Origin of the sequence: Streptomyces sp. NBC_01233, from assembly GCF_035989305.1 — a bacterium.
In the GTDB taxonomy this organism is placed as follows: domain Bacteria; phylum Actinomycetota; class Actinomycetes; order Streptomycetales; family Streptomycetaceae; genus Streptomyces.
Map to the genome: position 1 here is coordinate 3347521 of NZ_CP108514.1, position 17517 is coordinate 3365037.

The 17517-nt window shown below is 71.9% G+C and carries 16 protein-coding genes and 1 tRNA gene; 2 read left to right on the forward strand and 15 right to left on the reverse strand.

Annotated elements, in window-relative coordinates; genetic code table 11:
* Positions 1-41: 41 nt before the first annotated feature.
* Positions 42-446, forward strand: a complete 405-nt coding sequence (locus tag OG332_RS15675; RefSeq protein ID WP_327414060.1) for a globin — start codon at positions 42-44, stop codon at positions 444-446.
* Positions 447-461: 15 nt separating this feature from the next.
* On the opposite strand, the gene OG332_RS15680 is transcribed toward OG332_RS15675, so the two are convergent.
* The 9 genes from OG332_RS15680 to OG332_RS15720 all read right to left on the reverse strand — a co-directional run bounded on the left by OG332_RS15680 (position 462) and on the right by OG332_RS15720 (position 11260).
* Positions 462-1163 carry a hypothetical protein gene (locus OG332_RS15680; RefSeq protein WP_327414061.1) on the reverse strand — a complete coding sequence of 234 codons (702 nt, stop codon included), beginning with the start codon at positions 1161-1163 and terminating at the stop codon, positions 462-464.
* Positions 1160-1642 carry an acyl-CoA thioesterase gene (locus OG332_RS15685; RefSeq protein WP_327414062.1) on the reverse strand — a complete coding sequence of 161 codons (483 nt, stop codon included), beginning with the start codon at positions 1640-1642 and terminating at the stop codon, positions 1160-1162. The genes OG332_RS15680 and OG332_RS15685 overlap by 4 nt, the downstream gene beginning before the upstream one ends.
* 10 nt (positions 1643-1652) lie before the next feature.
* Complete coding sequence (gene ettA, locus OG332_RS15690; RefSeq protein WP_327414063.1) at positions 1653-3317, reverse strand: energy-dependent translational throttle protein EttA; 1665 nt, start codon at positions 3315-3317, stop codon at positions 1653-1655.
* 310 nt (positions 3318-3627) lie between these two features.
* Positions 3628-4140 (reverse strand): allene oxide cyclase barrel-like domain-containing protein, encoded by a 513-nt coding sequence (locus tag OG332_RS15695; protein ID WP_327414064.1) that lies wholly within the window; start codon positions 4138-4140, stop codon positions 3628-3630.
* Between the two features lie 193 nt (positions 4141-4333).
* A complete protein-coding gene (locus tag OG332_RS15700; protein ID WP_327414065.1) occupies positions 4334-5821 on the reverse strand; it encodes a bifunctional phosphatase PAP2/diacylglycerol kinase family protein in 1488 nt (495 codons plus the stop codon).
* Between the two features lie 105 nt (positions 5822-5926).
* Positions 5927-7114 (reverse strand): thioester domain-containing protein, encoded by a 1188-nt coding sequence (locus OG332_RS15705; RefSeq protein ID WP_327414066.1) that lies wholly within the window; start codon positions 7112-7114, stop codon positions 5927-5929.
* A gap of 161 nt (positions 7115-7275) precedes the next feature.
* Positions 7276-7683, reverse strand: a complete 408-nt coding sequence (locus tag OG332_RS15710; RefSeq protein WP_327414067.1) for a single-stranded DNA-binding protein — start codon at positions 7681-7683, stop codon at positions 7276-7278.
* Between the two features lie 99 nt (positions 7684-7782).
* Positions 7783-9636 (reverse strand): GTPase, encoded by a 1854-nt coding sequence (locus OG332_RS15715; RefSeq protein WP_327414068.1) that lies wholly within the window; start codon positions 9634-9636, stop codon positions 7783-7785.
* Between the two features lie 4 nt (positions 9637-9640).
* Entirely contained in the window at positions 9641-11260 is a 1620-nt protein-coding gene (locus tag OG332_RS15720; RefSeq protein WP_327414069.1) for a dynamin family protein, read from the reverse strand.
* 332 nt (positions 11261-11592) lie between these two features.
* On the opposite strand from OG332_RS15720, the gene OG332_RS15725 reads away from it, so the two are divergent.
* Positions 11593-11665 (forward strand) — tRNA-Arg (locus OG332_RS15725).
* A 74-nt stretch (positions 11666-11739) separates the two neighbouring features.
* Here the strand turns inward: OG332_RS15725 and OG332_RS15730 are convergent.
* From OG332_RS15730 to OG332_RS15755, 6 genes are all read right to left on the reverse strand, one after another.
* A complete protein-coding gene (locus tag OG332_RS15730; RefSeq protein WP_327414070.1) occupies positions 11740-12045 on the reverse strand; it encodes a cupin domain-containing protein in 306 nt (101 codons plus the stop codon).
* A gap of 141 nt (positions 12046-12186) precedes the next feature.
* Positions 12187-13056 carry a (3R)-3-[(carboxymethyl)amino]fatty acid oxygenase/decarboxylase gene (gene scoE, locus OG332_RS15735; RefSeq protein ID WP_327414071.1) on the reverse strand — a complete coding sequence of 290 codons (870 nt, stop codon included), beginning with the start codon at positions 13054-13056 and terminating at the stop codon, positions 12187-12189.
* A gap of 41 nt (positions 13057-13097) precedes the next feature.
* Positions 13098-13640: an FcoT family thioesterase gene (locus tag OG332_RS15740; protein WP_327414072.1), complete on the reverse strand. Its 543-nt coding sequence runs from the start codon at positions 13638-13640 to the stop codon at positions 13098-13100.
* Between the two features lie 14 nt (positions 13641-13654).
* Positions 13655-14935 (reverse strand): aspartate kinase, encoded by a 1281-nt coding sequence (locus OG332_RS15745; RefSeq protein ID WP_327414073.1) that lies wholly within the window; start codon positions 14933-14935, stop codon positions 13655-13657.
* Positions 14932-16212, reverse strand: coding sequence for an MFS transporter (locus OG332_RS15750; protein WP_327414074.1), 1281 nt, complete (start codon positions 16210-16212; stop codon positions 14932-14934). The genes OG332_RS15745 and OG332_RS15750 overlap by 4 nt, the downstream gene beginning before the upstream one ends.
* Positions 16209-17477: an ATP-grasp domain-containing protein gene (locus OG332_RS15755; RefSeq protein WP_327414075.1), complete on the reverse strand. Its 1269-nt coding sequence runs from the start codon at positions 17475-17477 to the stop codon at positions 16209-16211. The genes OG332_RS15750 and OG332_RS15755 overlap by 4 nt, the downstream gene beginning before the upstream one ends.
* Positions 17478-17517: the final 40 nt, after the last annotated feature.

Genomic DNA, 17517 nt, shown 5'->3' on the forward strand with positions numbered 1-17517 from the left:
GTACCCCCGTCCTGCGTCCGGGTGTCTGAGACGATGGTCGGGTGAATGAGATTCCGCGGGGCACGCTTCAGGAGCAGACCTTCTACGAGCAGGTGGGCGGCGAGGACACCTTCCGCCGCCTCGTCCGGCGCTTCTACCAGGGGGTCGCGGAGGACCCGCTGCTGCGCCCGATGTACCCGGAGGAGGACCTGGGCCCCGCCGAGGAGCGGTTCGCGCTGTTCCTGATGCAGTACTGGGGCGGGCCGACCACCTACAGCCAGCACCGCGGGCATCCGCGCCTGCGGATGCGGCACGCGCCGTTCCAGGTGGACGCGGCGGCGCACGACGCCTGGCTCAAGCACATGCGGGTCGCGGTGGACGAGCTGGGCCTGGCGCCGGAGCACGAGGCGCAGCTGTGGAAGTACCTGACGTACGCCGCGGCGTCGATGATCAACACGGCGGGTTAGGGCCCGTCCTGCGGATCAGACCGGACGGACCTGGAGGGCGCCCAGGCCGCCGGTGACGCCGGGGCGGCGGGTGGCGACGGAGCCGTACGGGGTGCGCAGCCGCAGCCAGCTTCCGGCGGCGAGCAGCGCCACGGGGTCGGGGGCGGCGGACGCGGGCACGGCGGCCCGTACCGGCCGCAGGAAGCCCAGGGACTGCGCGGCGTGCACGGCGCGCAGCGGGAGTTCGGTGTCGCCCAGGGTGCGGGACCAGATCTCGCGGCCGATGCGGTCGCGCTCGGACCGGGTCCGGTGCTGCGCGGGCAGGGCCTCGTCGCGGGCCCGGAACTCGGCTACGGCGGCCGCGACGGCCTCTCCCATCGCCCAGGGGCCGGGCAGCCCCGGCAGCTGCCGCCAGCCGCCGCGGGGCGGGAGCACCCCGGTCCAGGGCGGTCCGGTGACCGGCCCGGGCACGGTGGCCGCGGCCGAGGCCTCGTCGACGGACTCCAGGAGCTCGCCGGCGGACACGGTCAGGTCGAGCGGCGTGGCGAGGGGCGCGGCGAGCCGCACCGTACGGATGGCCAGGACCTCGAAGGACGGTGGCCGTCCGAAGACGCCGAGCGCACCGCCGCCCGCCTGGAGGCGGACGGCGGCGGCGCGGTCGTAGTGCACCAGCCGGCCCAGGAAGGCGGCGAGGTCCGCCGCCTCCCCGGAATCGGCGAAGCGCAACTGCTCGTTCATGCCGCGAGGCGTCCTTCCCGGCCGCCGCCGGAAGCGGGGGCGGACGCCGTCGCGGGCTCGTCGAGGTACTCCTCCAGGAAGCGCCTCTCCTCGGCCGTGATGCGGCGGGGCCGCCCCGCGGCGAGGTCGTAGGGCACGACCACGGTCTCGGCGCGCACGTAGACCGTCTCGGGCGCGTCCTCGGTCGCCTCGTCCTTGACCTCGTAGCGGATGGTCAGGGACGCGGCGCCTATACGGGTCACCCAGGACTCGATGAGGACCGGCTCGTGACGGTGCACGAGGGGCAGCTTGTAGTCGATCTCGTGGCGGGCCACGACGGAGCCGCCCGTGAAGGATTCGCTGCCCTCCCCCGGCGCGAGGCGGAACATGAAGTCGATCCGCGCCTCCTCCAGATAGCGGAGGAAGACGACGTTGTTGACGTGCCCGAAGGCATCCATGTCCGCCCAGCGCAGGGGGCACCGGTAGTGGTGTCTGGCCATGACGGCTACCTCAGCCTCGGGTGAGCTTCTTGTAGGTGGCGCGGTGCGGGCGGGTGGCGTCCGCACCGAGACGCTCGACCTTGTTCTTCTCGTACGACTCGAAGTTGCCCTCGAACCAGTACCACTTGGACTCGCCCTCGTACGCCAGGATGTGCGTGGCGACCCGGTCGAGGAACCAGCGGTCGTGGGAGATGACCACGGCCGCGCCGGGGAATTCGAGGAGCGCGTTCTCGAGCGAGGACAGGGTCTCGACGTCGAGGTCGTTGGTGGGCTCGTCGAGGAGCAGCAGGTTGCCGCCCTCCTTGAGCGTCAGCGCCAGGTTGAGGCGGTTGCGCTCACCACCGGACAGGACGCCGGCCGGCTTCTGCTGGTCCGGGCCCTTGAAGCCGAAGGCGCTGACGTACGCGCGGGACGGCATCTCGACCTGGCCGACGTTGATGTAGTCCAGCTCGTCCGACACGACCGCCCAGAGGGTCTTCTTGGGGTCGATGTTGGCGCGGGACTGGTCGACGTACGAGATCTTGACGGTCTCGCCGATCTTGACGGTGCCGGAGTCCGGCGCCTCCAGGCCCTGGAGCATCTTGAAGAGCGTGGTCTTGCCGGCACCGTTGGGGCCGATGATGCCCACGATGCCGTTGCGCGGCAGGGTGAAGGACAGGTCGTCGATCAGCACCTTGTCGCCGAAGGCCTTGGAGAGGTTGTTGACCTCGACGACGATGGAACCGAGGCGCGGGCCCGGCGGGATCTGGATCTCCTCGAAGTCCAGCTTCCGCATCTTGTCCGCCTCGGCCGCCATCTCCTCGTAGCGGGCCAGACGGGCCTTGGACTTGGTCTGACGCCCCTTGGCGTTGGACCGCACCCACTCCAGCTCTTCCTTGAGGCGCTTCTGGCGCTTCTCGTCCTTGCGGCCCTCGACCTTGAGACGGGTGGCCTTCTTCTCCAGGTACGTGGAGTAGTTGCCCTCGTACGGGTGCGCGCGGCCGCGGTCGAGCTCGAGGATCCACTCGGCGACGTTGTTCAGGAAGTAGCGGTCGTGGGTCACGGCCACGACGGCGCCCTTGTACTGGGAGAGGTGCTGCTCCAGCCAGTTCACCGACTCGGCGTCGAGGTGGTTGGTGGGCTCGTCGAGGAGGAGCAGGTCCGGGGCCTCGATCAGCAGCTTGCAGAGCGCGACGCGGCGCTTCTCGCCACCGGAGAGGTTGGTGACGGGCCAGTCGCCGGGCGGGCAGCCCAGGGCGTCCATGGCCTGCTCCAGCTGGGCGTCGAGGTCCCAGGCGTTGGCGTGGTCCAGGACTTCCTGGAGCTTGCCCATCTCGTCCATCAGCGCATCGGTGTAGTCGGTCGCCATTTCCTCGGCGACCTCGTTGAAGCGCTTGAGCTTGCCCATGATCTCGGCGGCGCCGTCCTGGACGTTCTCCAGAACGGTCTTCGACTCGTCGAGCTTGGGCTCCTGCATCAGGATGCCGACGGTGAAGCCGGGCGTGATGAAGGCATCGCCGTTGGACGGCTGCTCCAGGCCCGCCATGATCTTCAGAACGGTGGACTTGCCGGCACCGTTCGGGCCGACCACACCGATCTTCGCGCCGGGCAGGAAGTTCAGGGTGACGTCATCAAGAATCACCTTGTCGCCGTGCGCCTTGCGCGTCTTGCGCATGGTGTAGATGAACTCAGCCAAGAGAAACCGTCCGGCAGATCGATGGTGGGCAGATACACCCCATCTTGCCAGCCGTCCACCCTTCGGGGGAAACGCGTATGGTCCGGGCCCCTGAGCTGGAGCGCGGCCCGGGGGCGGGTCTCACGCTCTGGTCACCGTCGGTCGTCATCGGTAGCCGCTGGAGGCCCTTCGACGGTCCGCAGGTCGAGATGTCGCTGATGGCGGACGGCCCGGGATCGAGCCCGGTGGCGGCATCGCCGGTGGGACCGATCGAGCCGGTGGGCCGTGCCGTGGACGGGCCGGCCTTCTCACCGGGCGGGGTCAGGGTCGGTCAGAGGTAGAGGTCGATCGTGAAGCGCCTCTTGCCCGTTTCGATCGTGTCGGCGTGGACCGAGCCACGAGCCCGGTCGAATTCCCCGGTGCCACCGGTGATCCCGTTGTCGAACGACGGGGGAGGCCCCGCGTCGAGGTGGCCGAAGACCATCCCCTGCACGGAGATCTGGCCGCGGCCCGGGAGGGTGTAGGTCACGACGCACACCTCCGCTCCGCCGTCGATGGCCCGGGTGGTGGTGCAGGTGCCGTTGGTCTCGCCGACCTTGTCGACGTCGTCCTGGTCATAGAGGTCCGAGCGGAAAACGGTCCGATCGCCCTGGGCGGGGCCGGCGGGGTCGACGGGGAAGCGCGTCTGTTGAATGAGCCTGCCGACGAGTGTGATGACCCGGTGTTTGCCCTTGTCGTGGGCGGAATCGATGTCCGTCGCGGCGGCGGCCGCGCCGGGGGCGCAGGCGAGAAGGGTGACCAGCGCAGTGGCCGTGCCGAGACAGGCTGCTCTGATGGGGCGCATCGTGCGGCTCCTGAGATTGATGCTCATGGATGGTCAGGTGACGAAACCGTCATGCGATTTCATTCATAACCTCGGCTCCGTCCCCGCCCGGAACATCCCGGTGCGACCCACTGGCAGATCCGACCGATCGGACCAACACCTGGGGGTGGGTCCGGCATCGGACGGCCCGCCGGCGGTCGGCCCGTGAGCGGGATCAGCGGGGGCGGTAGACGGTGAGGGCTTCGGGGAGTTCGTCGAGGACCAGTGCGGGTGGGGCTTCGGCGTATTCGCCGTCGTAGGCGAGCGGGGTGCCCTGCGGGATGTCGTTGATGCGCAGGCTGCGCAGGCGGGTGGCGGTGTGGACCGGGGAGCGGCTCAGGGGTCCCGCGAGGGCGGCGGCCAGGAGCCGGGGGCCGGGGCGGCCGCCGCCGTAGACGATCCGGAAGTCGAGCAGGCCCTCGCCGAGGCTGTCGCGGCGGCGGGGCGTGGGGCCGGTGCCGTGGTAGGTGCCGTTGCCGGCGAACAGCAGCCACACGCTCCGGGGCCGCCCGGCCAGCCGCAGCCGCACGGGCCGCTGGGCGCGCAGCACCCGCCAGGCGGCCAGGAGCGCGGCGGGGCCGCCGCCGATGCGCGGGCCCCAGCGCAGCCGGTGGCCCAGCAGCTCCGGGTAGGCGCCCATGCTGAAGTTGTTCAGGAAGTAGCCGGGGTCCGCGGCCGGCGCATCCCCGGGGCCCGGGGAGAAGCGGCCCACTCCGACGCGGACCGCGTGCCCGTCGGCCAGCGCGCGGCAGGTGTCCTCGCTGCCGCCGAGGCCGAGGTCCATCGCGAAGTGGTTGAGGGTGCCGCCGGGGAACACCGCCAGCGGCACCCCGGCGCGCAGGGCGGCGGTGGCGGCCGCGTTGACCGTGCCGTCGCCGCCGCAGACCCCGAGCACGGTGGCCCGCTCGGCCGCCTGCGCCAGGGCGGGGACCAGGTCGGCACCCTCGCACTCGATCACCTCGGCTTTGGGGAGCCGGGTGCGCAGGAGGTCGAGTCCCGCGTCCGCGGCCGTCCCCGACCCGGTGTTGACCACCACGGTCAGCCCGGCCCCGTCGGACAGCGCGGGCACCCCGGCGGCCCTCCGCTCGTCGCCCGGCACGACCCGGGCCTCCTGCACGTCCCGCGCGAGGCGGCGTACGACTCCGGCCGCGGCCACCCCCAGGGCCGCGCCCGCGAGCACGTCGGAGGGGTAGTGCACGCCGGTGTAGACCCGGGAGAACGCCACGGACGCGGCCACCGGGGCCACCGCCACCGCCCAGCCCGGGGACTCCAGCGCCAGCCCGGCGGTGAAGGCGAAGGCCGATGCCGAGTGTCCGGACGGGAAGGAGGTGGTCTGCGGCTGCGTCGCCAGCTGCCGCACCGCGGGCACCCCGTGCAGCAGCGGCCGCGGCCGGCGTACGGACCATTTGCCGACGGTGTTGATGGTCGCGGAGGCCAGCGCCAGCGAGGCGACCGCACGCCCGGCCGCCTTGCGGCCCCGGGCCGAGCCGAAGACGGCGATCGCCGCGGCGGCGCCGCCCCACAGCACGCCGTGGTTCGCGGCCCGCCCGAGCCGGGGCAGCACCCGGTCGGCCCCCGGCCAGTGCCGCCGGGCCACCGCGTCGAACAGCAGCCGGTCCCATCGCGCGACGGCACCCTGCCAGGTCAGTTGCTGATCAGCCATTTTCTGCCCCTACCCGGGGCGGCGGATCCGAACCTGCCCCGGAGGCCACCCGGCCCAACGGATCCACCGGGCCCGCCCGGCAGCCCCGGCAGCGCCCCGAGAGGGCTACGCCTCGTCCTCCTCGTCCAGCGGGCGCTTGCGCAGCAGCAGGACCACCAGGCCGCCCAGGACCACCAGGCCCACCGCCAGGGAGGCGATGACCGGGGTGGCCGCCGAGCTGCCGCTGGTCGCCAGCCGCTCCTCGTCCGGGGAGGTCGTCGGGACGGCCGCCGACTGCGCGCCCAGCGCCACCGCCTCCGAGCCGGACGCCGTGCCCGCCTCGGTCACGGGGGCCGGCGGCCAGAGCGCGGTGGCCGTGGCGGCGGCCGCGGACTCGCTGGAGCCCGCCACGATCTGCGTCTGGGCGGGCACCCCGCTGGTGAAGACCCGCCCGACCGGCACCTTGGTCGCACCGCGGACGGTGATCGAGGCCGTCCCGTCGGGGGTGCCCGCGGGCACCTCGAAGTACAGCCGGCTCCCGTTGGCGGCGGTGTCCACGGGCTGCCCCTCGGCGTCCACCACGCGCACCCCCATCGCGACGGCCGCCGCATCCGGGACGACCGACACGCTCCGCGCCCCGGTCCGCACGGTCACCGGGCCGAGCCGGCTGCCGACCGGCCCCGACACGTCGCCCGGGTCCAGCCCCAGCGAGGCCGGCGGCTCCGGCAGCTGCCCGGCCGCCCGCTGCAGGTAGTCGGCCAGCTTCTCCGCCGCCGGGTCCGCCGCCTCGACGTGCACCCCGTCCGCCAGCCGCCAGATCGCCACCTGGGTCCCGGCCGCCGCGCTCTCCGCGGTGAGCGCCCCGGCCCCGGCCGCCTTGGCGAGCCCGGCCAGATCGTTCAGCTGTGGGTAGGAGTGCTCCAGGACCCATCGGATCCGGCCCGCCTCCCGGTTGCCGGCGAGCGTGCTGCCGCCCCAGCCGCTCTCGGTATACCGGGCCTGCGGCTGGGCGTTGCCCGCCACGCCGACCCCGTACGTCTGGAGCATCCCGCCGCCGTCGACCCGCATCTCGTAGAGCCCGGCCGGGATCTGCCGGACCGAGCCGTCCCCGGAGCGCAGGACCGCCTGCCCGTACGTCTTGAGCCCGTCCAGGACGGCGCTCGCGCCCTCCGGCGCCCGGGGCGCCACCGGGTCGGAGTCGGCGGCGGCCCTGGCGCCGGGCGCGGCGGCGAGGGCCGCGGCCAGCAGGGCCACCGCCAGCGGCCGGCGCGCGGAGCCCCGTACCGCTGAGGGAGGTTCGAGAGGAGCAGGCACAGCAGTGGAGCGAGGAACCGGGCCGACGGCGGGACGAGGCGCGGAGCCAGGAGCGGGATCAGGAGCGGAGGATGCGGGAACGGCAATCGACACAGTCTTCCCCCTCGGGCCAAAGACCCAGGTGCCCGTGAGTACCGGGGAATCCTAACCGCCTCGAACACTCAGACCACCGCCGCCTTCTGAGTGGTCATCAGCGGAGTGTCCGTCCGCACCACGCGCCGGAAGGCCGCCGTACCGCGGTTCAGGTCGTGCCCGATGGCGGAAGCGTCGATCTCCGCGGAGACCCACCGCTTGCCGTCCCCGTCGGGCGGGTCCTCCCGCACGCGCAGCCGCCCGTGCACCACCAGCGGTTCGCCGACCGATACGGAACCGGCGAGATTGACGGCGAGCGCCCGCCGCGCCCACACCGTGTAGAAGCTGGTGGCCCCGTCCGTCCAGGCGTCCTTGCGGCGGTCGAAGTACCTCGCCGTCACCGCGAACCGGAACCGCGCCGCCGGACCGTTCGCCGTTTCCTTGTAGTCGATCTGCGTGGCCACGCAGCCCACCAGCGTCACCTGGGTGTCGTTCATCCCGGCCGCCCTCCCCCGTCGTCCGTGCCCGTGCGGACCATCCGTACGGGCTACGACCCATGCTGGGGCAGGCCGCGGATCCCGGCTCCGGCCTGTGGATTACTGCCGGGTTGTGGACAACCTGCTCCCCCCTGCGGCCACCGTGGCGTACTGCTCCCGCACCTCCCGGTAGCGCAGCAGCTCGGCCGCGACCGGTTCCAGCACACGGGCCCGCCCGCACCCGGCCGCCGCCTGCCGCAGCCTGCGCTCCGCGTCCTGCCCGTAGCGGCGCGCCGGGCCCCGGGCCGCGATCGAGCAGGCCCATTCCACGAGGGGCCCGCCGATGATGCCCGCCACCATCATCAGCACCGGCGGCAGCAACCTGGGCTCCAGGACCCCGACGATCTGCCCGACCAGCCACAGCCCGCCGTAAATCTGCACGAGCGTCATGGCCGCCTGCGCCAGCACGGCCGCCGGCCACCACGTGGGCCGCGGCGGTTTGGCGCTGGGCACCGCGACCGCCGCCCCCAGCGTCACCGCGATCTCGTCCAGCGCCTCCGGGAGCCGGTCGGCGCCGCGCACCGCGGTCTCCCGGACCGCCTGCGCCCACGGCTCGGGCAGGCCGGCCACCGCCTCGTCGCCGACCGCCCGTACGGCCTGCTCCACCCGCTGGCGGGCGGTCACCTCCTCCTCGACCGGCGCCTGCGCGACCGTCGTGCCCCGGCCGCCGATCGCCGCCAGCGCGGCCAGACCCGCCAGGGAGCGCGGCGCGCGCCGGCTCTCGTACCACCGCCACAGCCGCAGCCAGGGCGTCCCGCACGCCTTGCCGGCATTGCGCCGCCAGGCGCGCTCGGCGGCGAGCCCGGCCGCGTACGCCCCGACCGCCTCGGCCAGGCGGTCCTCGAACTCGGCGCGCGCCGCCTCGCCGATCTCCGGCCCCGCGTGTCCGTCGGCGACGTAGAGCGGCCGCAGGCGTCCGGCGGCGCAGTCGACGTCGGCGGAGATCCGCCGGGTGGCGGCGCCCTTCTCCTGGGTGAACTGTCCGAGGAGTTCGCGCAGTTCCCCGACGCCCTCCCCGGTCAGCGCCGACAGCCCTAGGACCGTGGCGCCGGGCTCGCCGTGCTCGCCGAGCGCGATGCCGTCGTCGTCGAGGAGCCGGCGCAGGTCGTCCAGTACGAGGTCGGCGGCTTCGCCGGGCAGCCGGTCCACCTGGTTCAGCACGACGAAGGTCACCTCCGCGTGCCCGGCCAGCGGCCGCAGGTACCGCTCGTGCAGGACCGCGTCCGCGTACTTCTCCGGGTCCACCACCCACACCACGGCGTCGACCAGGGCCAGGACGCGGTCCACGTGGTCCCGGTGCGCGCCGACCGCCGAGTCCAGGTCGGGCAGGTCGACGAGGACCATCCCGCGCAGGGCTTCCGCCTCCGAGGTCTCGCGGGGCCGGCGGCGCAGCCGCCCCGGGATCTCCAGGCGGTCCAGCAGTCCGGCGGCCCCGTCCGACCAGCTGCACGCGATGGGCGCCGCGGTGGTCGGGCGGCGCAGCCCCGTCTCGGAGATCTGCACTCCGGCGAGTGAATTGAAAAGTGTGGACTTGCCGCTTCCGGTGGCTCCGGCGATCGCGACGACCGTGTGCTGCGGGGAGAGTCCGCGGCGCGCCGCCGCCTCGTCGAGGACCCGCCCGGCCTCGGCGAGGGTCTTCCCGTCGAGCCTGGTCCGGGACAGCCCGACGAGCTGGCGCAGCGCGTCGAGCCGCAGGCGCAGGGCCTGCGCCTCGGGGCTGAGCGGGGGTGCGTGCGACTTGCCGCCGTCGCTGCCCGCGCCGGAGACGGCCCGTACGAGCGCCTCGTCGCCGACGTCGCCCTCGTCGTCCTCGTCGGTCCCGTCGTCCTCGAACCCACCGGCGGCCCGGGGCCGCGAGCGAGCGATGAGTCCGTCGTCCCAGCGGTCGTCGGTCCGGTCGGTCAGGGCGGTCACCGCGTCACCTCTCCTTCTGCAGTACGGACAGCGCGGCAATGAGCTCGGCCTGTGGTTCCGGGGTCACTTCGAGCGCTTCGAGCGGGGCGAGCCGGCGGTCGCGCTCGGCGCGCAGCACCTGGTCGAGGTGGTCGCCGACCAGTTCGCCGCCCCGGTCGCGCAGTCGCAGGGCGGCCTGTGCGCCGATGCGTTCGGCGAGCTTCTCGCCCGCGGGCCGGGCGCGTTTGCCCCCGAGGAGGGCGGCGACGAGCAGGGCCGCGACTCCGTCGGGGTCGGGTGCGGGCTGCTTGTCGAGCCGGGCCACCTCCTCCTCGGCGAGTTCCTCCAGCACGCGCCGCCAGCGCCGTACGGCCATGCCGATGCGTTCCCCCGCTTCCCTGTCGGGCGCGGGCAGCGATACCGCGCCGGCCGCGGGCTCGCGCCGCCAGGCCTCGGCGATCCGCTCGTCGGCGGCGGCGACGGCGCACTGGAGCAGTGCGGCGAGGGACTCGGCGAGGGAGTCGAGCAGTTCGTCGGCGCTCGTGTCCAGCGGGTAGCCGCGCCACCGGGTCAGCGCGTCGCCGGCCAGTACGGCGCCGTGGTCGAGGCGGTTGCGGACCCGCTTGCCCTCGCGCCGGTACGCGTCTTCGACGGCCGAGGTCAGCCGTACGGCGGCGGCGTGCTGGGCGGCGACGGCGGAGGCGAGTTCCGGCATCCGGCGGCGCAGGGAGTCCAGCGCGCCGAGCGCGGTCCGCCCGACGGCGTACTGCCGGGCGGCCGGGTCCTGGGCGTGGTGGGCGAGCCAGGCGAACAGCGGGGCGACGGCACTGGCCGGCAGCAGCCCGCCCCCGCCGGCCGATTCGGGCAGTTCCGGGACGGTGAAGCGCGGTACGTCGCCCAGCCCGGCCTTGGTGAGCAGGGCCCCGTACTGCCGCGAGACCTCGGCCAGCACCTGGTGCGGGACCCGGTCGAGGACGGTGATGAGGGTGGCCTTGTACTGCTTGGCGGTGCGCAGCAGGTGCCAGGGGACGGCGTCGGCGTACCGCGAGGCGGTGGTGACCATCACCCAGACGTCGGCGGCGCAGATGAGTTCGGCGGCGAGCGTCCGGTTCTCGACCACGAGGGAGTCGATGTCGGGTGCGTCGAGGATGGCCAGTCCGCGCGGCAGGCTGGAGACGGTCTCGATGCGCATCTCGCGGGTGGCGTGGGTGTCTCCGTGGGCGCGGCCGCGGGGCCGGGCCCGGGACCTGGCCGAGGGGGGCTCCTCCTCCTCGTGGGGCACCCAGACGCGCATCAGATCGGGCAGCACGCGCATTCCGGCGAACCAGTGATGGTCATCCGGATGGCAGACGAGCACCGGTGTGCGCGTGGTCGGGCGCAGCACTCCGGCTTCGCTGACCTGCCGTCCGACGAGGGAGTTGACGAGAGTGGACTTACCGGCCCCGGTGGACCCGCCGACGACGGCGAGCATCGGCGCCTCGGGCGCCTTCAGCCGGGGTACGAGGTAGTCGTCGAGCTGCGCGAGCAGCTCGGCTCTGGTCTGGCGGGCGCGCGGGGCGCCGGGCAGGGGCAGCGGCAGACGCACGGACGCGACCCGGTCGCGCAGGGCGGACAGGGCATCGAGCAGCTGAGGCCGAACATCCAAGGTCACCACATGTGAAGAATGCCCAATTTAGGACCATTTTTGAAGCTTATACGTCCTCTGCGCGCCGACCGCGACTCCAGTGGGACATTCTGGGCACGACGGACGAGTGGGGCGCAGGCATAACGAGTGCACAACACCAGGGGCGCCGCGGCGCAAAAGCGATGCGAGAATCGCACCTGCCTGCGATTATCGGGACCGCTTCACCGAACCTCCACATCGTGGCCCGCGAGTGAAGCAACCGGGACAAGGCGACCGGAGCCCTATCCTTGACCCGGCACGGACCGCAGCCCCACCCCCACCAGGGGCTCCAGGCCCACCACGGCCACCTTCCGGCCCCCGTAGCTCAGTGGATAGAGCAGGTGCCTTCTAAGCACTTGGCCGCAGGTTCGAGTCCTGCCGGGGGCACTCTCCACGTCCCACCCTCAAGCCCTCCCCCGCGGAGGGCTTTTTTCTGTCCGTCGGCGGGGTGGCCCGGTCGGTCAATCCTCCGGGACCTCCACGATCAGGAGGGTCCCGCGGCTGCCGGGGCGCACCTCGTGGTGCGCCCCGGCCGGGATCCGGCACATCTCCCCGGGTCCGACGGCCACCGCGGCGCCCTGGACGACCAGTTCGAGCCGGCCGTCGAGCACGATGAGGATCTCGGCCGCGCCGTGCGACTCCTCCACCACCGGCGTGCCGTCCATGCGCAGCAGCTTCACGGAGGCGGTACCGATCTGCCCGAGCACCTCGGAGCTCCAGGCGGCAGGCATCCTGGATGCCGCGTCGAACAGGTTGACCAGACTCATGGCATGCCTCCTGAAGTCCCCCCGGACGGGGGGACGGTGACGGATGGATGCCTGGACGCTACCGCCGCCGGCAGGCCGGTTGGTCGACCGCTGGGTAAAACCTGCGGGCGACCGCCGTCCAACCCGTGTCCGCCCGACGGGTCACCAGCGACGACCGTCCTGGACGGTCACCCGGAAGGACACCGCGGGCTCCGGCTGCGCGGTGTGCAGAGCCCGGTGGATCAGGCTGCGGTTGTCCCAGATCAGCAGGTCACCCTCCTCGAAGGTCTGGAGGTGGATGTTCTCGTGCTCGAAGGTCGTGTCGAACTGCCCGGTCTGCGCCAGCAACTGCTGCAGGAGCCCGTCTTCGAGCGGCCGGTCGTCCGCGTCGATCAGATCCTGTACCACCGCGGCGCTGATGTAGAGAATCTCCTCGCCGGTCACCGGGTGGGTGACCACGGTGGGGTGGAACACGTCCGGGGTCTCCTCCTCCATCTCCGCGATCACCTCGGCGAGGGGCCGGTAGACATCGCTGGGACGGATCTTGAAGTAGCGCCGGACGCTGTGCCGGGCGCGGGTCCCGGCCATGGCGGACTTGAGGTCCTCGGGCAGCTTTTCGTAGGCCTTCCCCATGTCGATGAAGTAGGTGCCACGGTTCTTCTTGGGCACGACCTGCGGGTAGATGAACGTCAGGGCGAAGGGCAGGGGCATGAACGAGTAGTCCGAATGCCAGAACTTGCCCGTCTGCGGAACACCCACCCGCTTGCCGTTCTCCACCACGTTCGAGGAGACGAAGATCTCCGGCACCTCGGGGTGGTGGTACATCGGCTGGTAGTAGGTTTCTGGCTCCCCGAACCTCCGGCCGAGTTCCAGGAACTCCTGCGGTCCCATGTGCTGGTTCTTGAGGACCACTATCTTGTCCGAGTAGACGGACTTCTTGACGAGTTCGACGTCCTCGTCGGAGGAGGTTTTCGCGTCGAATCCCGACACCACCACGCCCAGTTTCTTTCCGTCCTGCGGGCGGATCTCCACTGCTGTACTCCTTGTCGTTCGGTACGGAAGGGGACTGGTTCTCACTTCAGCGGCGGATCGACGACGGCGAAGCGGACCCGGCCGTCGGCGCGGCCCTCCGCGTCGTCCCAGTAGCTGCAGGCGCTCTCGACGAAGATCAGCGGCCTGCGGCCGCCGGCGCCGGTACGCTCCCTCACGCCGGTCAGGGAGATCTCTCCGGAGAAGTGCCGCCCGTTCACCGGACGGCGGAACGTGCTCTGGAAATCCGAGATCAGGATGCTCGACAGCTGCCGCTCCCGGAAGTCGTCCATGTCCCAGCGGTCGAAGGGCGCGGCCAGCCCCTCCTTGACCGTCTTCGCCAGGAGGTAGTAGGCCATCTGGTTGTAGCAGATGTTGAATTCAACCGAGTTGAAATGTCCGGTGTCGGCGATGTAGCACGACTCGGGGATCGTGAATGCGCAGCGGGCCAACGGGAGACCGTTCTCCGGCGAGAGCGACACCGACGCCTTCCACAGATAGCGGCAGTGCGGCAGGTACGGCGTGAGAATTTCGTCCAGCAGATTCCGGTCGGTCTCCAGACCGGTGACTGCTTCTCGAGTCTGCACGGATGGCGCCCTTTCTAACGGCCGGTCCCCGCGTACACCTTTGCCTCACCGGCGCTCCGGTCGAGCCCGAAGAAGGTGTGCACGGCACGGACGGCGGTGTCGACCTGGTGCTCCGGGACGACAGCCTCGATGTTGATTCCGGACGACGCCACGAGGTGGACGTCGACCCCCTCGGCGGACAGCGCCTCGACGAAGGTGGCGGCGATGCCCGGGGTGGTGCGCACGCCCATTCCGACCAGCGAGAGCTTGGCGATCTCGGTGTTGTAGCCCAGCCAGGAGTAGCCGATGCCCGGCCGCACGCCCTCCACCGCCCGCAGCGCCTGGTGCACCTCGCTGCGCGGTATCAGGAAGGAGATGTCCGCCTGGTCGGGCCAGACCGGCGAGGCCTTGACGTCCACCATGTCGACGTTGAGCTGGGCGTCCGCGAGGGCCCGGAAGAGCCTCGCGGTGACCTGCGGTTTGTCGTGGACACCACGGATCGTCACCTGGGCGGTCGAGACGTCGTGGGCGACTCCGGCGATGATGGCGTGCTCCACCTGCTGATCCCCCTGCGGCTCGGGCTTCTCGTTGCTGACCCAGGTGCCCGGCAGTCCCGAGAAGGACGACCGGACGTGGATCGGGATGTTGTATCGGCGTGCGTACTCGACACAGCGGTGCAGCAGCACCTTGGAACCGGAAGCGGCGAGCTCCAGCATGTCCTCGGAGGAGATCCAGTCGATCTTCTTCGCCTTCTTCACGACACGGGGGTCCGCGGTGAAGACGCCGTCGACGTCGGTGTAGATCTCGCAGACCTCGGCGTCCAGCGCCGCCGCGAGCGCGACGGCCGTGGTGTCCGAGCCGCCCCGGCCGAGGGTGGTGATGTCCTTGGAGTCCGCGGACACGCCCTGGAAGCCGGCGACGATCGCGATGTTGCCCTCGTCCAGCGCGGTGCGGATACGGCCCGGCGTGACATCGATGATGCGCGCTTTGTTGTGGACCGAGTCGGTGATCACACCTGCCTGGCTGCCGGTGAACGACTGGGCCTCGTGGCCCAGGTTTTTGATCGCCATGGCCAGCAGGGCCATGGCGATCCGCTCTCCGGCGGTCAGCAGCATGTCGAACTCACGCCCGGCAGGCATCGGCGACACCTGCTCGGCGAGATCGATCAGCTCGTCCGTCGTGTCGCCCATCGCGGAAACCACGACGACCACCTGGTGGCCGTTCTTCTTGGCATCCACGATCCGCTTGGCGACACGCTTGATGCCCTCGGCATCGGCTACGGAGGAGCCTCCGTACTTCTGCACGACAAGGCTCATCGCCGTACCTCACCCCCACTCAGCAGGCGGAACACCAGGGGCGCCGCGACACAGCCGACGGCCCCGCTCACGAACCACGGCCACAGCGGCCCCAGGCCGTACAGAAGGACGCCGAACGCGGGGCCCAGCGACATGCCGGTCGACTGGCAGAACCCCAGGAACGACTGGTAGCGGGCGCCGGCCCCCGGCGGAGCGGCGTCGGCCGCCGTGGCGGCCGCGACCGGTGAGATCAGCATTTCCCCCACCGTCCACAGCAGGACCCCGCAGACGAGGAACGGCCAGGTGATCCCCAGTGCGTTGACGAAGAAGCCCAGGAACACGCAGACGGCGCCGAGCGTGATCGGGATCCGCCTCGGCAGCTTCCCGACCGCGAGCGAGAGGGGGACCTCGCAGAGGATCACCACGACGGCGTTCACGGTGAGCAGGGCCCCGAACGCACTGGTGCTGAACCCGCTGTCCTTCATGGCCAGGGGCAGGGGGCCGGTCTGCTGCGCGTAGACCAGGGCGATGACCCCCAGCAGCACGCTCACGCCGACGAACCGGGCGTCGCGGAACACGCCGGCCTGCGCTTCCGGCGCATCCGGTGCCGGGTCTCCCCCGGCTTGCGCCCGCGCCGGAGAGGCGAAGGTGCGCGGCGCGTCCTTCGGCAGGCCGAACAGGAGCAGCAGCATGGCGGCCGCGGAGACCGCGGCGTTGCCCACGAGCAGCGACCCCATGTTGCTCGCTGCCCAGAAGCCGCCGATCAGAGGCCCGATGGCGGCGCCGACGTTCAGGGCCATGCGGTAGACCGCGAAGAGCGTCACACGGCGGTCGGCCGGCGCCGCCTCGCCCACGACGGCTTGGGCCACCGGCCCGTACGCCTGTACTGCGGCGCCCATCAGGCAGGCGAGGACCAGGGTGCCCCAGTAGCCGGAGATCTCCACCAGGGCGAGGGAGAAGGCCGCCGTCAGGCCCGTGGCCAGCAGCAGGGTGCGGCGTCGGCCCAGACGGTCGGAGATCCAGCCCGAGACCCCGGCGCCCGCCATGCCGGAGACGGCGACGAGGGCCAGGCCCAGTGTGATCTCGCGGGGTCCGTAGCCCCGGTCGGCGAGCACCAGGGTGAGGAAGATCGAGAAGAAGCCGCCGACCCGGTTGAGGAACACACCGAGTGAGACCACGGCGATGGGGCGGGGCAGTGCCAGCCGGGCGTACCGGCCGGCGGGCTCCGCGCCGTCCGGCGCCGGGGCCTCGGTCTCCCGGCGGGTATCGGTCTCCCGGCGGGTATCGGGGACCGTCACGGCTGCTGCCCCAGGGGCTCGTAGTCGAGCCGGACGAGGCTCTCGGCCCTGTCGAGCCGCTCGCCGCACTCCGCCTCGTCCTGCCCCTCGGCGACGACGAACGCGTAGCGTGCCACGAAGTCCCCGGGCGGGGTGTGCAGTTCGGCGCCCGGCGGGACGGCGGCCGTCATCTGCAGGATGCCGTCCGAGGCACCGGGGTCGCCGAAGGTGATCTCCTTGACGCGCAGGTCCTCGGACGGGCCCAGGAAGCGGATGCCCAGGGTCTTGGAGTGGGTCGGTTCGATGACGGGGTGGCGTCCGGTGACGACGTCCACGGCGACCAGGCCGGGGTCGATGCCGGTCGCGAGCTTGCCCAGGTAGGGGATCAGGTCGCCGCCGAGGCGCCCGTTCACCTCCACGATGACCGGGCCGCGCGAGGTCAGCTTGACCTCGGTGTGGGTGGTGCCGTGGGTGATGCCCAGGGCCGCGTGCGCCTCCTGGAGCATTCCGATGATCCCGGCGTCCGCCAGCAGCGGGTCGTTGCCGGAGACGTAGTGGCCGGTCTCCACGAAGTAGGGCTCACCGCCCAGCTGCTTGCGGCCAACGAACATCGGTGTGTACTCGCCTTCGAAGACGGCGCCGTCGATGCTGACCTCGGGGCCGTCGAGGTACTGCTCGATGATGTAGTCGTCCGGCACGTGCACACCCGGGTAGACGGCCGCCGTGGTCACGGCGAAGGCGTCGGCCATCTCGCCGGGCCCGGAGACCTTGACCACGCCCAGGCTGGAACCGAGGGTCCGCGGCTTGAGCACCACCGGGTACTCCAGCCGCTCCGCGGCCTCGAGGGCCTCCTCCGCGGACCGGACGGTCGCGAATTGCGGCTGGCGGACGCCGGCCTGGGTCAGGCGGGCGCGGCTGAGCTTCTTGTCCCGGCAGCCGAGGACGGTGTCGACCGACATGCCCGGCACGCCCAGTGCCTCGGTGACGTGCGCGGCCGAGAGCAGGGTGCCCTCGTCGGGACAGAACATGCCGATGATCCGGTGCTCCTCGGCCAGCGCCTTGGCCGCCTGGACCACGGCATCGGGGTCGTAGCAGTTCAGGGCCGTCGCGCCGACGACGTATTCCTTCTGCCAGGTGGGCTCGTCCGAATCGAAGAGCCACAGGGTGAAACGCCGCGCGGCCGCCGAGAGCAAGTACTCGCGATAGGGCCGGCTGTCGCGGTCCTTCTGGCTGCCGATGCCGATGACGAGCAGAATTCCGTCTTCATGCGCAAGCGGGGTGCTCATGGTGTCCATTCCTCGACGGGTGGTTGGTACGGGGGATGTG

What these genes read in the sequence shown, in the direction of transcription:
- OG332_RS15730 (WP_327414070.1), bottom strand. Translation starts at nt 12,045, where the DNA reads ATGAGTCTGGTCAACCTGTTCGACGCGGCATCCAGGATGCCTGCCGCC.
- OG332_RS15710 (WP_327414067.1), bottom strand. Translation starts at nt 7,683, where the DNA reads ATGAACGACACCCAGGTGACGCTGGTGGGCTGCGTGGCCACGCAGATC.
- OG332_RS15680 (WP_327414061.1), bottom strand. Translation starts at nt 1,163, where the DNA reads ATGAACGAGCAGTTGCGCTTCGCCGATTCCGGGGAGGCGGCGGACCTC.
- OG332_RS15745 (WP_327414073.1), bottom strand. Translation starts at nt 14,935, where the DNA reads ATGAGCCTTGTCGTGCAGAAGTACGGAGGCTCCTCCGTAGCCGATGCC.
- OG332_RS15695 (WP_327414064.1), bottom strand. Translation starts at nt 4,140, where the DNA reads ATGCGCCCCATCAGAGCAGCCTGTCTCGGCACGGCCACTGCGCTGGTC.
- OG332_RS15700 (WP_327414065.1), bottom strand. Translation starts at nt 5,821, where the DNA reads ATGGCTGATCAGCAACTGACCTGGCAGGGTGCCGTCGCGCGATGGGAC.
- OG332_RS15685 (WP_327414062.1), bottom strand. Translation starts at nt 1,642, where the DNA reads ATGGCCAGACACCACTACCGGTGCCCCCTGCGCTGGGCGGACATGGAT.
- OG332_RS15755 (WP_327414075.1), bottom strand. Translation starts at nt 17,477, where the DNA reads ATGAGCACCCCGCTTGCGCATGAAGACGGAATTCTGCTCGTCATCGGC.